The following is a 19,417-nucleotide window of genomic DNA, read 5'->3' as shown; positions in this document are numbered from 1 at the left end:
CGATTCTTTGGGGATTGAAGAAGATGAGTGGGGATTAAAAAGTCGATCGAGACAACAATTCGAGCCAGTCACTTCTCGATCCCAAACCTAAAAGAACAGCCTAAAGCGTTTAACTCCTCCATCGCGCTGCCTCGTTGCAAGATTGACATGACTCAAAATTGAATCACAAATCGCAACCCGGCACGAGTTTACAAAACTTTAATAGATATACCACAGTCCGATCCCCCGATCGCCCTAGAAACTCGATCTCGCCAGATTCGACTCTCTCCCAATTCTCATTCACAGGGAACTCGAATCGAGGCTTTCCGCTTCTCCGGAGGTTTGGGGCACATGCAGACCGCACTCCTGTTTGAGACCGCGAAATCGGGTATCTCGCTCGTTACTATCGTCCGCCATGAGGGGACGACTCGAATGCCAATCGCCAACGCTGACATAGCCGAGATCGAAAAAGGGATGGTATGGCAAGTCGTGAGCCTTCAAATACTCGTACACGTCCTTGGCATTCCAGCTTAAAATCGGGAAAATTTTATACTGGCCCGACTGCAAAATCACCCGGTCTAGGGTTTTGCGATGTTCCGTTTGACTGCGTCGCAACCCCGCCAGCCATGCCGTGGCGTTGAGTTCTTCTAGAGCGCGCTGCATGGGTTCGACTTTGCGAATGCGATCGTAATGGTTGAAGGCTTCGACGTCGTTGTTCTCCCACAGCTTGCCGTAAAGCGCTTCCATCCGCGCGGGACTCAGGGGAGATTGATAGACTTTCAGGTTGAGCTTGAGGCGAACGCTCAATCGATCGGCAAATCGGTAGGTTTGAGCCGGGAGATAGCCGGTATCCACCCAGATGACGGGGATATCGGGGACGATGCGGGTCACCAGATGCAGCATCACCGCTGCTTGAATGCCAAAGCTGGTACTCATCACCAACCCATGGCCAAAAATGCGATCGGCCCACTCCACCAAATCTAGAGCTTTGAGGTGAGTCAGGGTTGGATTGAGCGCTTCGAGGTCGAGATGGGGAAGTGTGGGGGATTCTCCCCGGTCTGACTTCAAACCGGAATTCGATGGAGACGGACTGGGTATAACAGGATGTGAATCGATGAGATTCAATTGCGGCATAGTTCTCGTACCCTCAGATGAGTTCTTATGAGTTGGAACCAGTAGCTCGATGCCTCTTTGCGATCGGGTGGGGCGATCGAAGCGGCGGACGAAGGAGGCCAATACTCAACGGGAACTCGTCCGGACGAGCGATCGAGCTTCTGCGGACACAATGCCCGAGAAACAGATATTTTTTTAGGCACTAGTGGCAACGAACGCACGATTTGCCAGATATAGAACGGGTTTCTCTCATCTAGGAGAAAGCCATCAAGCTACTTCTCACACACTATCTATCAATTTGAGGGTCAAGTCAATCACCCATAGATCGGATTCGTCGTTTGATTTGAGATTGCGCGATTTTAGATGGAACTTCAAATCCGGACTCGCCCGTTGCGTCTTCCAAGAATTCCCCATTCACTTTCATCTCGTACCAAAAATTGAAAAAATACAGGTATTTGTCCCTCAGAGCGAGTCCGTTGGTCAGACCGGCGATCGTTCTGTTCGATCGAATACGAATTAATATTCATTTATCTTCTTTTCCGTTTCGATGAAATATTCCCCTGTTACCGTTCTGTGTTTGGGTCTGATTCCCATCACCTCCCCAACTCTGACCTCGATGGCCTTGGCTCAAACCCAACCCATTCAGGAACAAGTCGCTGAAGTCGTCTCTTATCTGGTGGGGGCGATGGATTCTTCGGCTCAAGCGATGGGCGATCGCAACGCGCCAGACGTTCGCATCACCACCTGCCCGATTTCCGTACCGACGATTTCGGCAACCTTTCTCTATCAAGAGCAAGCGCTATCGATAAATTTGAGCGATCCCTACCGACAGCGCTTTTTGCAAATTGCCCCCAACCGCAACCAGAATACGGTGGAAGCCAAAGCCTTTAGACCGGCCAATCCCGACACCTGGATCGGATTGTGCGATCGCCCGGTTTCCGATCGCATCGTCACCATCGATAAATTGGGAGAAGCAACGTGCAGTTTGTTTTTGCAACCGGAAGGCAACGGCTATCGGGGAACCACCCCATCTGAAGGCTGTCCGAGTAACTTCCGCGGGGCAGTCAAGGTCACGAATACCGTTTTCCTCAATGCCACCACGATGGAAACTTGGGATCGGGGGTTCGATGCCCAAGGGAAACAAGTCTGGGGGGCAGAGGATATCTCCTATCAATACCGGGATATCAACCCAGAAAATCACGATCCCCAAGCCAACGCCATCGCCCAAATGCTCAATGGCAAGTTCGACAATGCCGAGCAAGTCGCCGGAGATGATACCTATTTGCCCGTTCGCCAAAATAACTGTCCGGTGGAGATAACCAACAGTCCTTTTCCCGATACCACCCCAGTTTTGGTGTTAGAACAAGCGGCTAATGCCCCCACCCTGCAATTTGCCAGCCAGCGTTTGGTGCAAATTCGATCGGAGGGTTCCCAATGGGAGATGGCATCCTACAAACTCATCGGGCAAGAATTCGCTGATTTTTGCGATCGCCCTCTTGCCGAACGAGTCCTCACTGCAGACAATATCGGCGATCCCGGATGCAGCATTTTCTTTGAAAAAGACGGTGATGCATTTGTCGGTTCCACACCCCCCGGCGGCTGTCCGAGTAACTTTCGCGGTTCCCAATACCTCACCATCGATATGCGGTTTACCGAAGAACGGTTGGATATTTGGGAACGTTGGTACGACGGAGACGGGCAGCAAGTCGCCGGTTCGGAAACGGGAACCTATATTTATCGTCCCCTCGGAGTGGATTAGGAGCTTTTGGGAGAATGGGGTGTGGAGAGAGAATTCAAAATTCAAAATGCGTCTTGAAAAGTTGAACGGGACGGGGACCGACACCGCTCGCGTTTCGCAAAATTAAAAATGGGGAGGTTGTAGGGGAACAAGCATTTGGGCGATCGGTTTTGCAACAAACGAAACCTGACATCTCCCAATTCTCTCCCCTGCCCCAAAGCCTCCCAAGCTCCCACCGCCCCCGCCGATCGGGTCCAAAAAGGGGATATGGTAGGATACTACCTCCAAGGTCAGAACGCAGCCTATCCATTTCACGGTAAATATCATTGATGGTTTACTTTAAATTTGCTGGAAAACACCTGGGATCTTTAATTTGTGTGGGAATGACTCTTCTGTGGGGTTGTAATAACTCAACGTCGGCAGATGTGGCGAGCAAGCCGCCTGATGTTTCTTTGTCGGAAGCGGAACCGGCGCAATCCGATGACGAGTCCAAACCCAGCATCTTTGCCGATGAGTCGAGTGCCTCAATGGATTCTGAGTCGGCGGAAACCGCAACGTTACTCGAGGGAAAATGGAGTCCGAGTTTCTATATCGATCCCAATGGAACTGCCACCAATATCGGTGGTATGGCTGAAGCGGAAAGAGCGGAGTTTCGTTGGGAATTCACCTCTGACGGTCGGGTTTTTTCGGGAGAGCAAGAGGGGGTATTTTCGATCGAGCGAGATACCATTTCCATTGAAAATCTCTCCTCTGGTGAAATTACAGAATTTAAATTTTCGATCGCCGAAGACGAACTCACCCTGATCAGCGATACGAACGCTACGCTCAAACTCGATCGTCGGAGTGAATGAAGAAAGTTATTTCCTTGGTTGTCAGCCTCGGTCTTTTGGCAATTCTCTACACCAAAATTGACCTAGCCGGGTTAGTTTCCGTTTTTCAAAATTGCGATCGCCTGTGGATGTTTGTCAGCTTGGCGATGGTCGTTCCCATTACCCTCGCGACGAGTTGGCGATTGCAACAGTTAATGCCTGTTGAGGGCACCCTAGGATTTTTGGAAGCCAATCGGCTGATTTTAGCCGCGAGTGTTTTAAATATGGTTTTGCCCTCGAAAATGGGGGATATTGCTAAAGCTTATTTTATGCGCGATCGCGGACATTTGAGTGGGTCTTTAGCGCTATCTTTGGTCGTGTTCGAGAAAGCGTGCGATATGCTTTCTCTATTACTGTGGTGCGGATTTGGTTTATTTTTCTATCCCGATAAAAATTGTTTTTTTTGGGGTATCACTGCAGGGATTGCGGGTGGTTTTGGATTGGGTATTTCCCTGCTTGGATCGAAATCAATTGCCAATTTATTTTTTCTTCAGGGGAAAAAAATGGCTCCGAACAAGCTGCGATCGAAGCTGGAAAAGCTCCATATTTCTTGGGGTGAAATGCACGATTATTTCTGGAAAAGTCGCCGCCAACTTGCCAAAATTACTGGAACTTCGGTATTTATCTGGCTGTTGCACCTGCTGCAAATTTGGTTTTTTATCCTCGCCCTCAAAGCATGGGTCCCTTTTTTAACCAACCTCGCTCTCTCTCCCCTGGCCATTTTAGCGGGATTGCTGCCACTCACCTTTGCCGGTGTGGGAACGCGGGATGCAGCGCTGATTTGGTTTTACCAACCCTACTTTAACGAAGTCACCGGCGCGGCATTGGGATTGTTGTGTACGTCTCGCTATTTCCTACCGGCGATTGGAGGTTTGCCATTTTTGGGGCAGTTTCTGGCTACCCTGCGCGGTTCTCGCCCCGCTCATCGCGATCTTCAGGATAATTAGGACACCAACGATCGGCGCTCTTGGGGAGATGGGAGTATCGGGGGGAAAGAGAAACGGAGACTCATCGATCGTTGGGTTGTCCGAATTCCCGTGAATACCGCAAAGAGATAGCCTTCGGGTCAACCATCGAGATGTAGCTCATCTCCTCGATCGGGTATATTAGTAAATATACGAATCCAACTTGGCAAAAAAACGCGATTTGGTTAATCTCTCGCGGGGCAGTGGTAGAGCGATTGCGCCTCTAGTCACATCGGTGGAAAAGGCTTGAGTGTTTCCCGAGCAGATTAGCTTCAGCTTCAAACAACGATTTATTTCTTTTTACAGTTCTTGGGGTCTGTTAATTGGGGAGCGCGATGTGAGGCTTCGTTATTCTCTCATTTGTCGCGCGCGATGACAGTATTGCTTGATACAATCCCCTCCGGGTAAACGATTAGAACGATAAAACTGAAATCGAGCGCTTGTGACTTCGACCTCGTCGATTCACCGATCGTGCCAGAGCGATCGATTTCCCAAGCTCTGACAAAATCGATTTTTGAATTTCCCTTCTTTTGTTTCTTCTTGATTGTTTCTTCTGGGTGCGAACCCAACCTTCGGTTATCTGGCATCTACAGAAAACATCATATTCTCATTTTCGATCGAGCTGGTAACCATCGATGAAATCCTCACTAGTTGGTTTATTTTTTATTGCATTGAATGCGATCGGGCAATCGATCGTGTTTTTTCCAGGACGCTCTCAAGCTGCCATCGCCGAAATTCCCCCAGAAGTCACTCAACTCGCGGCGGATAACACCGCATTTGCCCTCGACCTCTACGCTCGCCTGGGACCCGAACATGCCGATGAAAATCTATTTTTTTCCCCCTACAGCATCTCCACTGCCCTTGCCATGACCTATATCGGGGCTAGAGGTGAAACGGCTGTGGAAATGGCGCGAGTTTTGCATTTTTCTCTCGGTCAAAACCAATTGCATCCGGCTTTTTCCCAACTAATGACAACCATTGAAACCGCACCGAGTTCGGACTACCAAATCTTGAGTGCGAACCGTCTTTGGGGTCAAGATGGTGCATTTTTCGAGCCGCAGTTTCTGGGTCAACTTCAGCAATACTACGGTGGTGAAGTCGAAACTCTCGATTTTATCAACCAGACCGAAATCTGCCGTCAGACGATTAACGACTGGGTGGAAGAACGAACCCAAGATAAAATTCAAGACCCGATCGCACCGAATAAGCTCACCTCATTGACGCGGTTCGTTCTCACCAATGCAATTTATTTCCAGGGAAATTGGTTGGCAGTCTTCGATCCGGAACGGACTCGCGATGCGACATTTACCACCGCTTCGGGGGAGCAAGCAAACGTGTCGATGATGTACCAAAGAGAGTATTTCGAGTACGCCGAAGTGGAAGGTTTGCAAATCCTGGAGTTGCCCTATCGAGGGGATGCGCTGTCGATGGTGGTGCTGTTGCCCGATGCGGTTGGCGGATTAGCCGCTTTAGAGCGCAGATTCACCCCAGACAACTTGCAACAGTGGCTGTCTGCTTTGACCTTGCCGGTGGAGGGTCCGGAGTTGATGCAAATTCAGCTCTGGCTGCCCAAATTTCGCGTGACCTCGGAGTTTGACCTCACCAAAGTGTTATCGATGATGGGGATGCCCAGTGCCTTTGGCGAACGCTCGGATTTTTCGGGCATCAACGGTGGAAGAGATTTATTTATTAGCGATGTGATTCACAAAGCCGTGGTTGAAGTTAGCGAAATCGGCACGGAGGCGGCGGCGGCAACCGCGATCGGTGGTGTAACCCGAGGCGTGCCTCCATCTATTGAGTTTCGTGCCGATCGCCCGTTCGTGTTTTTGATTCGCCATCGTCATTCGGGGAGTATCTTATTTTTGGGTCGGGTGGCGAATCCTTTGGAGTCGTCTTAGAGGGAATGAGGGCTTCGGAAGCTCTGATTCTCACAGAGAACCATAAGACTCGCTCGCTTCTCTAAAAATCCTGAGTCAATTGCTCGATTTTAGATCGATCGCCTCGACAGTTCCTCCCGACAATCTTCGGTTTTAAGAAACCCATCTTACCCTTCGGTACAATAAGACTTTGAGTTGCTTCGATCGTGTTTCATGAGTGCTCTCAACCCTAAAAACCCGACCCTCGAAGACACCCATCGTCTGTTTGGCGATCGCCAGCAATACGACGGTTCCTTGCCACTGCAATTCGAGATCGCTCGGATTTTTCCCATTTATTTTGTTGGTCTGAGTTCGCTCGTCTTTTGTTCGAGTCCGACAGCAGCTCAGCTGATCCCAGATTCTACGTTAGGAACCGAAAGCTCGATCGTGATGCCCCTTGATGAGATGTCCGATCGAATCGATGGCGGGGCAATTCGCGGCAGCAACCTATTTCATAGTTTCCAAGAGTTCAACATCGACACAGGGCGAAGCGTTGTTTTTCAGAATCCCACAACCATTGAGAATATTTTGACTCGGGTCACGGGGAGCAATCCCTCCAATATTTTGGGAACTCTCGGAGTGATGGGAGATGCCAATCTATTTCTCATTAACCCCAGTGGAATTTTCTTCGGTCCGAATGCCCGGTTAGATCTAAACGGATCGTTTTTGGCGAGTACGGCCGATCGTATTCACTTCCCCGATGGCGAATTTAGCGCGGTCGATCCCGATGTTCCACCATTGTTAATTGTTAACGTGCCGATTGGCTTACAGTTTGGGGAACGTCCGGGAAATCTTCTCAATCAAGCTGCTGCCATGGATAGTATGGGAAATATTACGGGTTTGGAAGTGTTACCGGGGAGAAGCTTGGTACTCGTAGGCGGTCATCTCACTCTTGAGGGTGGCGGATTGAATGCTCCGGGGGGTCGAATCGAACTGGGCGGATTGACTGATTCTGGCATGGTAGAGCTTGCAGTTGATGGCAATACTTTTAATCTCGGCTTTGCCGAAAATGCCCCGTTCGGCGATATTACCCTCGCTCGTAATGGGCGAGTCAGCGTCCGCAGCACCGATGCAGGGGATATTGTCTTTCATGGAAATCGCATAACGGCAACCGAAGGCGGACGTGCAGTGGCCGGGACGGAGGGAACGGGCAATTCGGGAAATATCACCATCTTCGCGAACGAACTGCATCTCTCGGGTGGCAACGGGCTAGTTTCCTCGGGTCTTTATAACGAAGTCCTCCCGAGTGCTTCCGGTCATGCTGGCGATATCCGAGTTAACGCGAGATCGGTGTTTGTAACCGACGGTGCTGCGATCGTTTCCCGAACTCTGTCACCTGAGGGGGGAAATGCTGGCAACATCGCTCTCGATATTACCGAATCGGTTTCGATCGAGGGAGTTGGCAGTAATGAAGTTTCTAGCGGAATTGTCAGTGGAGTGGCGAGTCATGCCGTGGGTAATAGCGGTGGGATCGAGGTGAGAGCCAACTCTCTGGCTTTGGCGGATGGTGCTCGCCTGAATACAAGCACCCTCGGACAGGGAAATGCTGGCAGTATCGCTCTCGATATTGCCGGACCGATTTCCGTTGAGGGGGGTGGGAGCAATGGCGTTTCTAGTGGGATTTTCAGTGGAGTTGGGCAAGAAGCTGTAGGGGATGGCGGTCGGATTGAGATAACAGCTAACTCTCTTTCTGTGGCTAACGGCGCTCTACTGAATACGAGCACCCTCGGACGGGGAAATGCTGGCAACATTACCATCGATACTACCGGAGCGGTTTCCGTTGAGGGGGGTGGGAGCGATGGAGTGGACAGTCGGATTGTCAGTGGGGTGGCGAGTGGCGCCGTGGGGGATGGCGGCCAGATTGAGATAACAACCAACTCTCTGTCTTTGACGAACGGCGCTCTAGTGGTGACTGATACCCTCGGAGTCGGCGATGCGGGAAATGTCGTGGTGAATGTCACCCAAACAGTTTTCTTGACATTGGGGTCTGGACTGAGCGCCCGCAGTAACGGGCAAGGTCGATCGGGTCGCGCGATCGCAAATGCCGCAGAGGGAATTGTTACGGATTCATCGAGCGGCCTCATCAGGAGGGACAGTGCGATCTTCGCTGCATTGCAGACGAGTGGGAGTTTACTCGATCCCACCAACTTTATCGTGCCATATCAAACTCCGATCGATGCCACTCAACTGATTGGGACTGATTTCTGTTCCCAAAGCCAGAACAGCCAGTTTATTATGACCGGACGGGGAGGCATTCCTCCGAGTCCCTTGGAGTCTCTAGGGGGGCGTTCCCCGATCGAGATCGAGTGGGTTGAGTTTCCCGAGGATGAAGCCCTGGCTCGGGGCACCTCGAAGCCTATGTCCAATAGCGTTTCAGACCATCGCATTCTCGATCGCCATCTTCCCGAGATCGAAGCCCAAGGTTGGGTGGTGGGGGAAAACGGCGAGGTCATTCTGACGGCCGAACCCTATCGAGGCGAACCTTTCCCATCGGCATTTTTGCCACTGGCGTGTCGAAACTTTCGATCGACGGTTCGATCTTCAACTCATTCTTAAAATTTGGGTCAGCACTCTCCCCTTCTCTTCTTGATTTTCCTCACTCCTTCCGCAATACGAAAATAAACTCATCCTCGTTACTTTGCATCAACTCAATCGCAAATTTATCTTCAAATTCTTGCTGGCAATATAATAGCAACTCCGTAAATGCTGAAGGCGTCCAAACGTGAAAGTGGATGCTATAATCCAGGTCGATGAGGAGGTATAGTAACCGGGCAGAAACCTTCTTTTCCGGAGTTCGATCGACCATGCGCACGTACTCTTCAAAATGAGAGATGCGCGATCGCTCTGGTCCTTCGGTATAATCGTCGATGAGGTGTTCTAAAGAAGTCACGGGTCGATCGACATCAAAGGTATACCGTTTATCGGGAACGGCCAGGTATAAAATGCCGCCGGGTTTGAGAACTCGGAAATAGTTTTTCAGGGTTTGAATCGGATTTTGGCAATGTTCGATGAGGTGGTTGGCGATCGCAAAATCTAACGAATTATCCTCAATCGTAGATAGTACTTCTCCATCGTCGATAATATCGACTTCTACCAACGGCAGTTCCTTCATTTCCGGATACTGCAAGCGCAAATCGAATACTGACATTCGATCGACGTAGCGCACGTTTGCCGCTTCCGGAACCGGTAAGGGAGAGTGCAACGCCCCAACTTCAATCCCATCTCCTTTGATATATTTATCGGCAATTCGACGGCGAATTCGCTTGACTTCTTCCCGTTTTTGTGTATCTAGATCGATGGATTCCGTTGAGGTTTCTTCGGGTTCGGGTTTGGGTTCTAATGTTGCGATTCTCGTCGATTGCCCTTCAGTTTCCGTCGCAGGTTCTTCGAGTTTTCCGTTGCTGTTATTTCTCGATATTTCCGGTTGATTTTCGGTTACTTCAACGGTGGTATTAGCCGTCGCCGTGCCATTTTTTTTTGAGTGGCTTTTAGCGGCTACTTCAGTTCCTGCATCATTTTTTTTTGCGTCTGAAATCTTAGGAGATTTGGTTTCTGGTAAAACATTCGATCGACCATTTTTTTTCGGTTCAACCCTAGCCGTTACCGAAGTTTCCGCATCCTCAATTTTGGCTTCTGAAATCTCGGGAGATGCCGATGCTGAAACCACATCCGACGTGCCGTTTTTCCCCGACTCGACGGTTGCCGTTAAACCCGTTCCCCCATTATCAGTTTCTTCTGGGAACAGATTCGCATTAGATTCAAACGGGTTCGGTTCCGTTTCTGCCAATATATTCTGCGATCGCGTATCTTCCAATTCCACATGAATCGACGGCGGCGCCAGGTTGATGCTGTAGTCTTCCAACCCCTTTGTTAAATGGGGATTGTAGCAGGGATCGTTCTCCACGTATTTGCGCCATCGCTGGCAAATTACCGCCCCCTCTTTCGCCTGTCGTGCCAGTTTTTCTGGGGTATCTTCGTAACCGCGACTCTTGGATTCGTAGTGGTATAAAACCACGTGAGGCAGGTAAACGTTGCGATAGCCGCGATCGACTAATTTTAAGCAAAAATCCACATCGTTGTACGCCACCACCAGGGATTCATCCAATCCCCCCACTTCCTCAAATACATCCCGGCGACACATCAAACATGCCCCCGTTACCGCCGAGTAATTGGATATCGTTTTCACCTGACAGACATATCCCGGCGTATCTTTGGGGAACATCCGATGGCTGTGCCCCGCAATGCCGCCGATGCCCATAATTACGCCCGCGTGTTGGATGCGATCGTCATCGTACAGCAATAAGCCTCCCACTGCGCCAATTGAGTCGCGTTGCGCCTGTTCCACCATTGCCTCCAGCCAATCGGGAGTCACAATCTCCGTGTCGTTATTCAGGAGTAATATATAGTCTCCGGAGGCATTTTCCACCCCAAAATTATTCAACTTCGGATAGTTGAAGGGAATATCGAGAGGAAGGCATTTGAAGCGATCGGGTTCCTGTTGCTGCCAGCGATCGAATACCGCTTTCGTTTCCGGTTCCACGCTGCCATTATCCACCACGATGACTTCGTAATTAGGATAGGTGGTACGGGTAAAAACAGACTCCAAACAGCGATCGAGCATTCCTGCCAAATCCCGCGTCGGGATAATAATACTGACTCGCTTCGGTTCGGCAATCTGATAGCGAACGGTATAGTTACCGAAAAATCCCGGTACGTCGATAACCTCTCCCGGTTCTCCCCGGCGTTGCAATGCTTCGGCGATCGCTTTTTTCGCCGCCTCGTAGGCATAGGTTTTCACCGTCGCTTCTCCCCCAGCGGTGGATTCGGCGTGAATTCGCCAGTGGTAGAGAATTCGGGGAACGTGATAAATCTTGTCGGTTTTTTCCGTAAATCGCAGTACCAAATCATAATCCTGGCTGCCTTCGTACCCCACCCGGAAGCCGCCAATCTCGTCGATTATCGATTTGCGATACACCCCGAAGTGGCAGGTATACATCCGCGAGAGGAAAGAATCGGGACACCAATCCGATTTGAAAAACGGATGCATGATGGCATCGTTCTCGTCGATTTTATCCTCATCGGAGTACAGCATATCTGCGTCGGGATGCTGGTTAATGAGAAGTACCATCTCGTATAACGCATCTGGGGTAATTGCGTCATCGTGATCGAGTAAGGCGATATATTCCCCCGTCGCCACGTCAATTGCCGAGTTGGAGGCGCGGGAAATATGGCCGTTTTCTTCTCGAAATACCAGTTTGATGCGATCGTCCTTTGCTGCGTACTCCTCCAAAACCGGCTTAATATACTCCGCCGTGGAAGCATCGTCGGCAATACACAACTCCCAATAGGGGTAAATCTGATTCAACACCGACACGATGCCATCCCGCAGGAACTTCTCCGGGGTGTTGTAAACGGGCATGATGATGCTAATCGTCGGTTGATGGGCAAAGGTAGGAATCGTCTGCGCCATCTTCCGCAAATCCGTTGCCCTGGGGGCGTGCATTGCCGTCCACTGTTGGTAAGCCAGGAGGTGAGGATCGATGGCGGGGGCAAGTTGGGCAACCTCTGCCGATGCCAACCCCAATTTTCGCTTCACTTTTCCCGTCACTTTCCCAATGGCATACCGCCAGCCCTGGGTTTTCGCCGCTTCCAGAAATTCTCCCCGTCGCCCCCACCAGCCGATGGGTTTCATCAGGGGAGATTTCACCTTAAACCAGATGACTCGAAGCTTCCAGAACTTGGTATTCTCCATCGCGGCGATCGTCTCGTGGAGTTGCCCGATTTGGAATTGGGCTTGCCCCAGCTGCTGTCGAACTTCCCCCACTTGTTGTTGGGTGTGGCGTTCGGCTTCCTGAAGTCGGGTGTTGAGTTGGCGGTTATCTTCGATCGCCCCCCGTAACCGTTCGTGGGTTTGCTGGATGTCTACCCGGGCATCGTGGAGTTGGGCGTGGGTTTGCTGGTTATCTTCGATCGCCCCCCGTAACCGTTCGTGGGTGTTTTGCGACTCTTCTCGCGCCTGGGCGAGTTGGGCGTGGGCGTTTTGTACGTCAGCAATGGCGTCGGCGAGTTGGGCGTGGGTTTGCTTGACTTCTTCTTTGGCATCCCCGAGTTGCTGGTGAACTGCGTTTACCTCCCCGAGGGCTTCGCGCAAGCGATCGTGAGTTTTCTGGGCATCGACGCGGGCTTCGTAGAGTTGTTCGTGGGTTTGTTTGAATTCGGCTTCAAGGTGTTTGTGATGATTTTGAGTATCGCGCAGTTTAACGTCTAAAATATCAGCATGGGTGCGCGCGGAGAGTAACTCGAATTCTTTGGTGGCAAAAATATCGGGAAAATTGGTGGCGTAGAGTTCGAGATGTTTGGCGCAAATATAGCGAATGAGTTGCTGCCGATTTTCGGGCAAATTGCACCGACTCACCATTGAGTCGAAAGTCGATCGATACTCGAATAATACTTCCCGAACGTGGTGAAATCGCCAATCGCGTTCCGCTGCCATCAGCCAAAAATCCCAATCTTCGTAACCGAGTTGTTTGGGAATTTTCGGATCGTAACCGCCGCAATCTTCCCACACTTCCTTCCGGAAAACGGCACAGGCATCGATATAATTCCCCTTTGCCATCAAGTTGATATCGAACTCGGGAACTTCGCGAATTTCTTGCTTATCCCCAAAAATTTCCATATCTCCATACACGATGCCAATTTCGGGACAATTCTCTAAAATCTCGATCGCCTTGGTAATATATCTGGGTTTAATTTTATTATCGGCATCCAGCGGTAAAATATACTGTCCCTTGGCATTTTGAATGCCCGTATTTCGCGCCTGTGCCAGTCCCTGATTTTGGGTATGGTCGATAATATTGTAGTTGCGTTCTCGCAGATAATTGAGAACTTTATGGGTGAGGGGTTCGGTAGAAGAATCGTTGACGATAATAATTTCGTAAACCTTCTCTTGGCATCGCTGAACGCTGGCGATCGCCTCTAGGAGAAATTCGCCGCTGTTGTAGCAGGGAATCACCACCGAAACGATGGGTTCGGAGGCTGGATAACGATGGGATGAGAAAGTTTTAACTTCTGGCGTTTTCGCGGCCAATGATAGCGGTAACGTTTCTTTTTTTTGAAGATCCGAAGTTGCCAATTGCGAGGAAAAATCGCTGGGTAAATCGGCGGAGCGATCGAGTTTTTCCAAGAGATCGACCGATTCTGGCATTTGAGTGCGCAGGGTTTGCACCAAGGGATGATTCCAACTGAGGCTGCTAAAAATTTGGGTATCGTAAACCTCTTCCAAGGAATGTCCGTCGGCGAGAGATTTTAAATTGAATTTCTCTTCTAAAAGTCGAACTAACTTTTCCGGTTCGCGAACGCATCGATCGATACTCATTAAAATACAACGTTCGCGATTTTTATGGTAAAATTCGAGTAAATGACGGTTGTAAAACTCCCATACTTTTATCGCCCATTCCGAGCGATTGTGGAAAGCAACACTATTCAATCGTCCAATCGAATCGACCACATCCCAAGGAAAGCGATAAACGAGTAAATATCGCGCCTCGGGTAATAACTCCTGCCAAAAATCTAAAAGTAGCGTCGTGCGCGGATCTTTCCACCCCCAAACGGCGGATTCCGAGCAATCTCGCATGCGTCGATCGATTAAATCCTGAGCCGGTAAAATATAGTCAGACAGGGCGGAGCGATCGAGGTGTTCGCTTTTCGTCCACCCCCAATCGATCCACCCTTCCTCTTCTCGATTGCAGCAGGCTTGCAACATCGATCTCTGCAACTGTACGAAGTCGACGTCTTCAAAGTAACCCTTGGGATTGTAGGCATCGCCCAAGAGCAAATTATCCCCCACATCAATGCCCAGAGAACGAACGAAAGAGGCGGTCAGGGAGGTTCCCGATCGATGCATTCCCGTTACAATTAAGACGTTCGACATAGTTCGTACCCAGTATTGATAGCAATTCTTATAGACGTGACGTGCAACTTTGTGCCCAGTGACAGGGTGTAGCCAGCAGACAAATTCTCCCTGACCCTTTCCCCCGCGTTGTCAGGGGTTGGATCGAGAAGTTATGGCATCATCGCATTTCTTCAAAGCGATCGAAGGCGCGATTCTCGAGTAAGGGAGTCGATTTCAACCGCACCGGATGATGTTTAATCGCCACAAATGTTGCCCGATCGGCCTCTTGGCGATTCCTCATTCTCTCAAACTTGGGGACGATCGGCTGATGGCATTCGTACACCGACGTAAACCCCACATCCACGAGCAAGTTATACAAAGACGGACGAGTCAGCCACACGCTTTCGGGGTTGCCAATAGAGGCCCACGCCGTCTCATCTTCTTTGTAGGGACTGCCGCGATAGGCCTGCCCTTTGTAAGAGTATTCGCTTTCCGAACTGCGGCTGACGTGAGTATCGATAATCGCCAGTTTCTGGCAAACCCCGTAAATATGTTCGGCAAACTCAAACACGTCGGGAACATCCAAATGATAGAAAATTCCCAAACACAAAACCACGTCGAACGTACCGTATGTTTCCCGACTCAGATGGCGCACGTCATCTCGGACGAATTCAATATTCTTGAGTCCTAAAACCTCCTGGGTAAAGCGGGCTTTAGCGAGATTGGCTTCCCGGCCTTCAATCCCCACCACCGTTGCCCCCTGGAGGGCAAGTTCGAGACCGTAGAGACCTTCGAGGCAGGCCAAATCCAACACTCGCAACTCGGAAAACGGTTTCTGGGTAATATCGGCAATAATTTGTAGAAAACGCTGGACTTTTACTTCCGAACCCACCATCCGATCGCCGATGGTATAGAGATCCTCTCCCAGGCAAATATTATGATTGGTCCAGGGGCCAAATCGATCGATAATCTCTTGTTTTTTTTGGTTAATCGTTTCTGGTTCCATCAAAAGCTTGACCCTATTTTTCTAGATTCGCGAGTTCGGAACTCACCGAAAGAGAAGGTTCGATTAAAAAATCGATCGTACAGCTCGCCATCGATCGAACGTTGGGCCCGACGCGAAACATCGCCACGTCGATATACCGGGCCAAATAAGTAAATGTACCATCCACAATCCCCGATACCCCCGCATTGAGAAAATAAACGCCGGGGTTGAGAATGCATTTGAAGCGAAATTTCACCGTCACCGTCGTTCCCACCTCCACGGAATCGATCTGTTGGGATTCTCCCGGACAGGAAATTCCCCCCAACTCCAACCCGCTAATGGTTTTCACCAACATGCCGAAGCGAACTTTTTCCGCCGCTTTGGTAAACGTCACCCGATAGGTATAAATATAGTCGCGACGACCCACCAGATTGTTCACTTGCCGACCTTCGAGGGTGAGAATTTGCGGATCGTCGACCCTTGCCCCTCGGGAAGTGTAGGAGAGGGTATTTTGGGGCACTAACCCGGGATCGTAAAACTCCTCCAGGTCGCTGTCGTCGGAGTCCAGTGGTGCGACCTCTTGTTTCTGGTGGCGAACCGTGGGGACTTCAATATGACCCGAATTGCGAATTTCCTCCCGAATTGCCGCGTATTGCTCTGCCGGGGCGTAAATGAGCTTGTGGTAGCGATCGACCACCACCTTCGGTTTTGCCGCCAGCAGTAACTCTCCCCCATCGAGCAAAACCGCCCGATCGCATAATTCCACGATCGCCGCAGCGGAGTGGGAGACAAATAAAATCGTACCGCCACGGGACTTAATCGATTCGATCCGGGCAAAACATTTGCGCTGAAACGCTTCATCCCCCACGGAGAGGGCTTCGTCCACCACCAACACGTTGGGTTCGACGCTGGTCGCCACCGAAAACGCCAGCCGCACGAACATCCCGCTGGAGTAAGTTTTCACCGGTTGGTCGATAAAATCTCCAATATCGGCAAAGGCGGCGATGCTGTCGAATTTGGCTTCGATTTCGAGCTGGTTCAAGCCCAGCAGTTGCCCGTTGAAGAAGACATTTTGCCGCCCGGTAAATTCGGGGTTAAAGCCGCTTCCAAGTTCCAAGAGGGCTGAAATTCGACCGCGAACGCTCACGTGTCCGCTGGTGGGGGTTAGGGTCCCGACAATGGTTTGCAGGAGGGTACTTTTCCCAGAACCGTTGCGACCGACAATTCCGAGAGTTTGACCTCGGGGAACCTCCAAACTGACATCGCGCACGGCCCAAAACTCGTTGCCCCGCTTCTTCTTCGGTTGGATAATCTCTTTGAGTCGATCGGTGGGGCGATCGTAGCGCTTAAAGCACTTGGATACATTCGTCAGCGAAATAGCGATATCATTCATACATACTCCCGGCTTCACCCCGGACTCGATCGGCCACTCGGGTCTCGGGTTAGAAGGAGCGAACCATTACAAGCGATCGGGGAAGTCGATCCGGGCAATTGTCAATCGATAACTGACAATATACCGTTAAAAGCACGTCCCGCAATTAAAGAGAAGGCGATCGGGCTGCGATCGCCAATATTGACAGATGCAAGATTTTATGCAGGTAATCCGGTAATTTCTCCGAGATTTAGAGAACGTCTGCGAAGGCCGGACGCAACCGCTGATAAGTCCACCAACCGGCGTAGAAGACCAGTAACGATACCGCTGAGGCGAAACCCCACTCAGCCAGATGGTTGACTTCTCCCACCAAAATCAAGTCGCGGTAGACGGCGGAGAACGTCGCGAGGGGGTTGAGCCAAAAAACCCAGTTGCGGAGGGTTTCGGGAATCACCGAGTCGGGATAGACAATAGGGGTGACGTAAAACCAAAGATTGAGCAATACCGTCGCCGTTTGCGGAATATCGCGCAAAAACACGGTAAAGGCGGAGGCAAAGTATCCCAATCCCGCTGTCAGCAGCAGTTGCGGCAGCCAAATCAACGGCAGCAACCACAACGTATTGTGAATGGTGCCCGAAGTCCAAGCCACGGCGACAATCAGCGCCATCAGACCCAAAGAACTTTCCACAAATGCCGACACCACCGGAACCAGCGGCAGCAAGGCGAGGGGAAATACGACCTTTTTCACCAGATTCGGCTGTCCGACGACGGAATTCGACGCTTGTACGAAGCCGTTCGTAAATGCCAACCAGGGCAGCAAACCGGAAAATAACCACAATCCAAAAGTGAAATTATTGTCCGGCAAACCTGTTAAACTCAGCTTAACCTTTAAAACGATCGAGAAAACGTAGGTATAGATAAAAAGCTGGGAGATTTGATTGAGCAGGGGCCAAAAATTGCCGACGACCGAGCCTTTATATCGGGCTTCTAAATCTCGCTGGGATAAGGTCGTTAGCAGCTCGAATTTTAAGAGCCACTTGCGGAAACTGTGGGGAATTCGGATATCGCGTCCGGGTTTGTCGATAACTCCTCTCATACCGTTTGACCAACTATGTTTTCGCGTTCACTCACTACACACGTAAGACCTCACAGCCCTAGATCGGGCTAACTCGTCCGTATACCGCTACTAGAGACGATTTGACGAGGAGGGTCGCTCTGAAATTTTGCCACTCCGGCTTCAACTCAGAGTTTTGATACCTAACATCATACGGTGTCAACTGTATTTATAGTATTCCGTTCCTTTGTAGATGTTTCCGTATCAGGCGATCGTCTTGTAAGAAAAATCTCAAAACGCCTACCCAAAATGGTATAAGCTAATATCCGATCGAACTCCTAGAAACTATCTGATGGACGCAGACGTTCTCGACTACTATCTTCACGAAGCCCCAAGTCCCCAAAACACCCTCGATTTGTTTGCTGGGGAATGGACTTCTTTGTTCCCTGAAGAATATGGCGATCTCAAAGCCGGTACGGTTCCCCTGTTCGGAGACGATCGCCTCGCCTGGGGGATGCAGCAGTTGGGAGGCGTTGACGGTAAAACCGTTCTGGAGTTGGGATCTCTCGAAGGCGGACACACCTCGATGTTTGAGGTTTGGGGGGCCGCATCCATTGTGGCGATCGAAGCCCACTCTCGCGCCTACCTGCGCAGCTTAATCGTTAAGGAAATTTTAGGATTGCGCCGCGCCCAGTTTCTCTACGGCGACTGCGTGAAGTATCTAGCGGGTAATCCGGGAACCTTCGATATTTGTTGCGCCAGCGGTATCCTCTACCATATGACCGATCCGGTCGCCCTGCTAGCGGCGATTTCTCGCGTTTGCAACGGGATTTATCTGTGGACGCACTACTACGATCGAGACATTATCACTAACAACCCCCGCCTCGACAGTCGGTTCAACAGCAACCAAGACCTGGAGTACGACGGCTTTAAATATACCCTCTACCGCCAAGACTACGGCAGCGAACTCCGATCGGAGAAATTTGTCGGCGGCAAACAATCCCACAGTCAGTGGATGAGTCGGCAAGCCATTCTCGATTGTCTGGAACACTTCGGATTCGGGGAGATGCAAATTAATTACGACATCCTCGATCATCCCCACGGTCCCAGTTTTTCGGTCACAGCCGTTAAAACCAAAAATCGAGTCACCCCCAACAGTTCGTCTATCTCCCACGAACAAAACAACGGTCAACTCGATCTCACGGCACAAAAAATAACAAAGCGATCGCCCATCGAAGAACTCACCGCCCAACTCCAGCAATCCCAAGACCGCATCGTCGCCATGGAAAGCAGTAAATTTTGGAAACTGCGCACCCAATGGTTCAAGCTCAAATCCCTATTGGGATTACCGACGGATTGAATTCGGAATTCGGAAGCGCGGAATTTGGAAGGATGCGCAGAAGCGGTAACGCGGAGAGGGGGGGCAAGGAGACAAGGAGACAAGGAGACAAGGAGACAAGGAGACAAGGAGACAAGGAGACAAGGAGACAAGGAGACAAGGAGACAAGGAGACAAGGAGACAAGGAGACAAGGAG

13 protein-coding genes are annotated in these 19,417 nt (G+C 50.5%); 8 read left to right on the top strand and 5 right to left on the bottom strand.

Annotated features, from left to right (window positions below):
* Nucleotides 1-279 precede the first annotated feature (279 nt).
* Nucleotides 280-1,113, bottom strand: a complete 834-nt coding sequence (cysH, locus tag AC2215_RS21475; protein WP_486812058.1) for a phosphoadenosine phosphosulfate reductase — start codon at nt 1,111-1,113, stop codon at nt 280-282.
* A 49-nt stretch (nt 1,114-1,162) separates the two neighbouring features.
* On the opposite strand from cysH, the gene AC2215_RS21470 reads away from it, so the two are divergent.
* The 7 genes from AC2215_RS21470 (at nt 1,163) to AC2215_RS21440 (ending at nt 9,136) form a co-directional block, all read left to right on the top strand.
* Entirely contained in the window at nt 1,163-1,291 is a 129-nt protein-coding gene (locus AC2215_RS21470; RefSeq protein ID WP_486812057.1) for a hypothetical protein, read from the top strand.
* A gap of 348 nt (nt 1,292-1,639) precedes the next feature.
* A complete protein-coding gene (locus AC2215_RS21465; protein ID WP_486812056.1) occupies nt 1,640-2,851 on the top strand; it encodes a chromophore lyase CpcT/CpeT in 1,212 nt (403 codons plus the stop codon).
* A gap of 135 nt (nt 2,852-2,986) precedes the next feature.
* The gene (locus AC2215_RS21460) at nt 2,987-3,160 is read left to right on the top strand and encodes a hypothetical protein (protein WP_486812055.1); all 174 of its coding nucleotides are present in this window, start codon (nt 2,987-2,989) and stop codon (nt 3,158-3,160) included.
* Nucleotides 3,160-3,681 (top strand): hypothetical protein, encoded by a 522-nt coding sequence (locus AC2215_RS21455; protein WP_486812054.1) that lies wholly within the window; start codon nt 3,160-3,162, stop codon nt 3,679-3,681. The genes AC2215_RS21460 and AC2215_RS21455 overlap by 1 nt, the downstream gene beginning before the upstream one ends.
* The gene (locus tag AC2215_RS21450) at nt 3,678-4,646 is read left to right on the top strand and encodes a lysylphosphatidylglycerol synthase transmembrane domain-containing protein (protein ID WP_486812053.1); all 969 of its coding nucleotides are present in this window, start codon (nt 3,678-3,680) and stop codon (nt 4,644-4,646) included. Before AC2215_RS21455 ends, AC2215_RS21450 begins: the two co-directional genes overlap by 4 nt.
* Nucleotides 4,647-5,299: 653 nt before the next feature.
* Nucleotides 5,300-6,562, top strand: coding sequence for a serpin family protein (locus AC2215_RS21445; protein WP_486812052.1), 1,263 nt, complete (start codon nt 5,300-5,302; stop codon nt 6,560-6,562).
* Nucleotides 6,563-6,754: 192 nt separating this feature from the next.
* Complete coding sequence (locus AC2215_RS21440) at nt 6,755-9,136, top strand: two-partner secretion domain-containing protein (RefSeq protein WP_486812051.1); 2,382 nt, start codon at nt 6,755-6,757, stop codon at nt 9,134-9,136.
* Between the two features lie 40 nt (nt 9,137-9,176).
* On the opposite strand, the gene AC2215_RS21435 is transcribed toward AC2215_RS21440, so the two are convergent.
* From AC2215_RS21435 to AC2215_RS21420, 4 genes are all read right to left on the bottom strand, one after another.
* Nucleotides 9,177-14,510 (bottom strand): glycosyltransferase, encoded by a 5,334-nt coding sequence (locus AC2215_RS21435; protein WP_486812050.1) that lies wholly within the window; start codon nt 14,508-14,510, stop codon nt 9,177-9,179.
* A gap of 139 nt (nt 14,511-14,649) precedes the next feature.
* Complete coding sequence (locus tag AC2215_RS21430; RefSeq protein ID WP_486812049.1) at nt 14,650-15,477, bottom strand: class I SAM-dependent methyltransferase; 828 nt, start codon at nt 15,475-15,477, stop codon at nt 14,650-14,652.
* A 13-nt stretch (nt 15,478-15,490) separates the two neighbouring features.
* Nucleotides 15,491-16,849: an ABC transporter ATP-binding protein gene (locus AC2215_RS21425; RefSeq protein WP_486812048.1), complete on the bottom strand. Its 1,359-nt coding sequence runs from the start codon at nt 16,847-16,849 to the stop codon at nt 15,491-15,493.
* A gap of 229 nt (nt 16,850-17,078) precedes the next feature.
* The gene (locus tag AC2215_RS21420) at nt 17,079-17,924 is read right to left on the bottom strand and encodes an ABC transporter permease (protein WP_486812047.1); all 846 of its coding nucleotides are present in this window, start codon (nt 17,922-17,924) and stop codon (nt 17,079-17,081) included.
* A gap of 310 nt (nt 17,925-18,234) precedes the next feature.
* Between AC2215_RS21420 and AC2215_RS21415 the strand changes: the two genes are divergently transcribed.
* Nucleotides 18,235-19,242 carry a class I SAM-dependent methyltransferase gene (locus AC2215_RS21415; protein ID WP_486812046.1) on the top strand — a complete coding sequence of 336 codons (1,008 nt, stop codon included), beginning with the start codon at nt 18,235-18,237 and terminating at the stop codon, nt 19,240-19,242.
* Nucleotides 19,243-19,417 lie beyond the last annotated feature (175 nt).

The organism is Zarconia sp. (genome assembly GCF_057467645.1).
The sequence above is the reverse complement of the archived record's forward strand: the minus strand, read 5'-3'. Positions and strand labels throughout refer to the sequence as shown.

Bases quoted from the DNA above. Each gene is read 5' to 3' on its own strand.
- AC2215_RS21440 (WP_486812051.1), top strand. From the start codon at position 6,755: ATGAGTGCTCTCAACCCTAAAAACCCGACCCTCGAAGACACCCATCGT.
- cysH (WP_486812058.1), bottom strand. From the start codon at position 1,113: ATGCCGCAATTGAATCTCATCGATTCACATCCTGTTATACCCAGTCCG.
- AC2215_RS21450 (WP_486812053.1), top strand. From the start codon at position 3,678: ATGAAGAAAGTTATTTCCTTGGTTGTCAGCCTCGGTCTTTTGGCAATT.
- AC2215_RS21435 (WP_486812050.1), bottom strand. From the start codon at position 14,510: ATGTCGAACGTCTTAATTGTAACGGGAATGCATCGATCGGGAACCTCC.
- AC2215_RS21425 (WP_486812048.1), bottom strand. From the start codon at position 16,849: ATGAATGATATCGCTATTTCGCTGACGAATGTATCCAAGTGCTTTAAG.
- AC2215_RS21465 (WP_486812056.1), top strand. From the start codon at position 1,640: ATGAAATATTCCCCTGTTACCGTTCTGTGTTTGGGTCTGATTCCCATC.
- AC2215_RS21445 (WP_486812052.1), top strand. From the start codon at position 5,300: ATGAAATCCTCACTAGTTGGTTTATTTTTTATTGCATTGAATGCGATC.
- AC2215_RS21470 (WP_486812057.1), top strand. From the start codon at position 1,163: ATGCCTCTTTGCGATCGGGTGGGGCGATCGAAGCGGCGGACGAAGGAG.
- AC2215_RS21415 (WP_486812046.1), top strand. From the start codon at position 18,235: ATGGACGCAGACGTTCTCGACTACTATCTTCACGAAGCCCCAAGTCCC.
- AC2215_RS21430 (WP_486812049.1), bottom strand. From the start codon at position 15,477: ATGGAACCAGAAACGATTAACCAAAAAAAACAAGAGATTATCGATCGA.
- AC2215_RS21420 (WP_486812047.1), bottom strand. From the start codon at position 17,924: ATGAGAGGAGTTATCGACAAACCCGGACGCGATATCCGAATTCCCCAC.
- AC2215_RS21455 (WP_486812054.1), top strand. From the start codon at position 3,160: ATGGTTTACTTTAAATTTGCTGGAAAACACCTGGGATCTTTAATTTGT.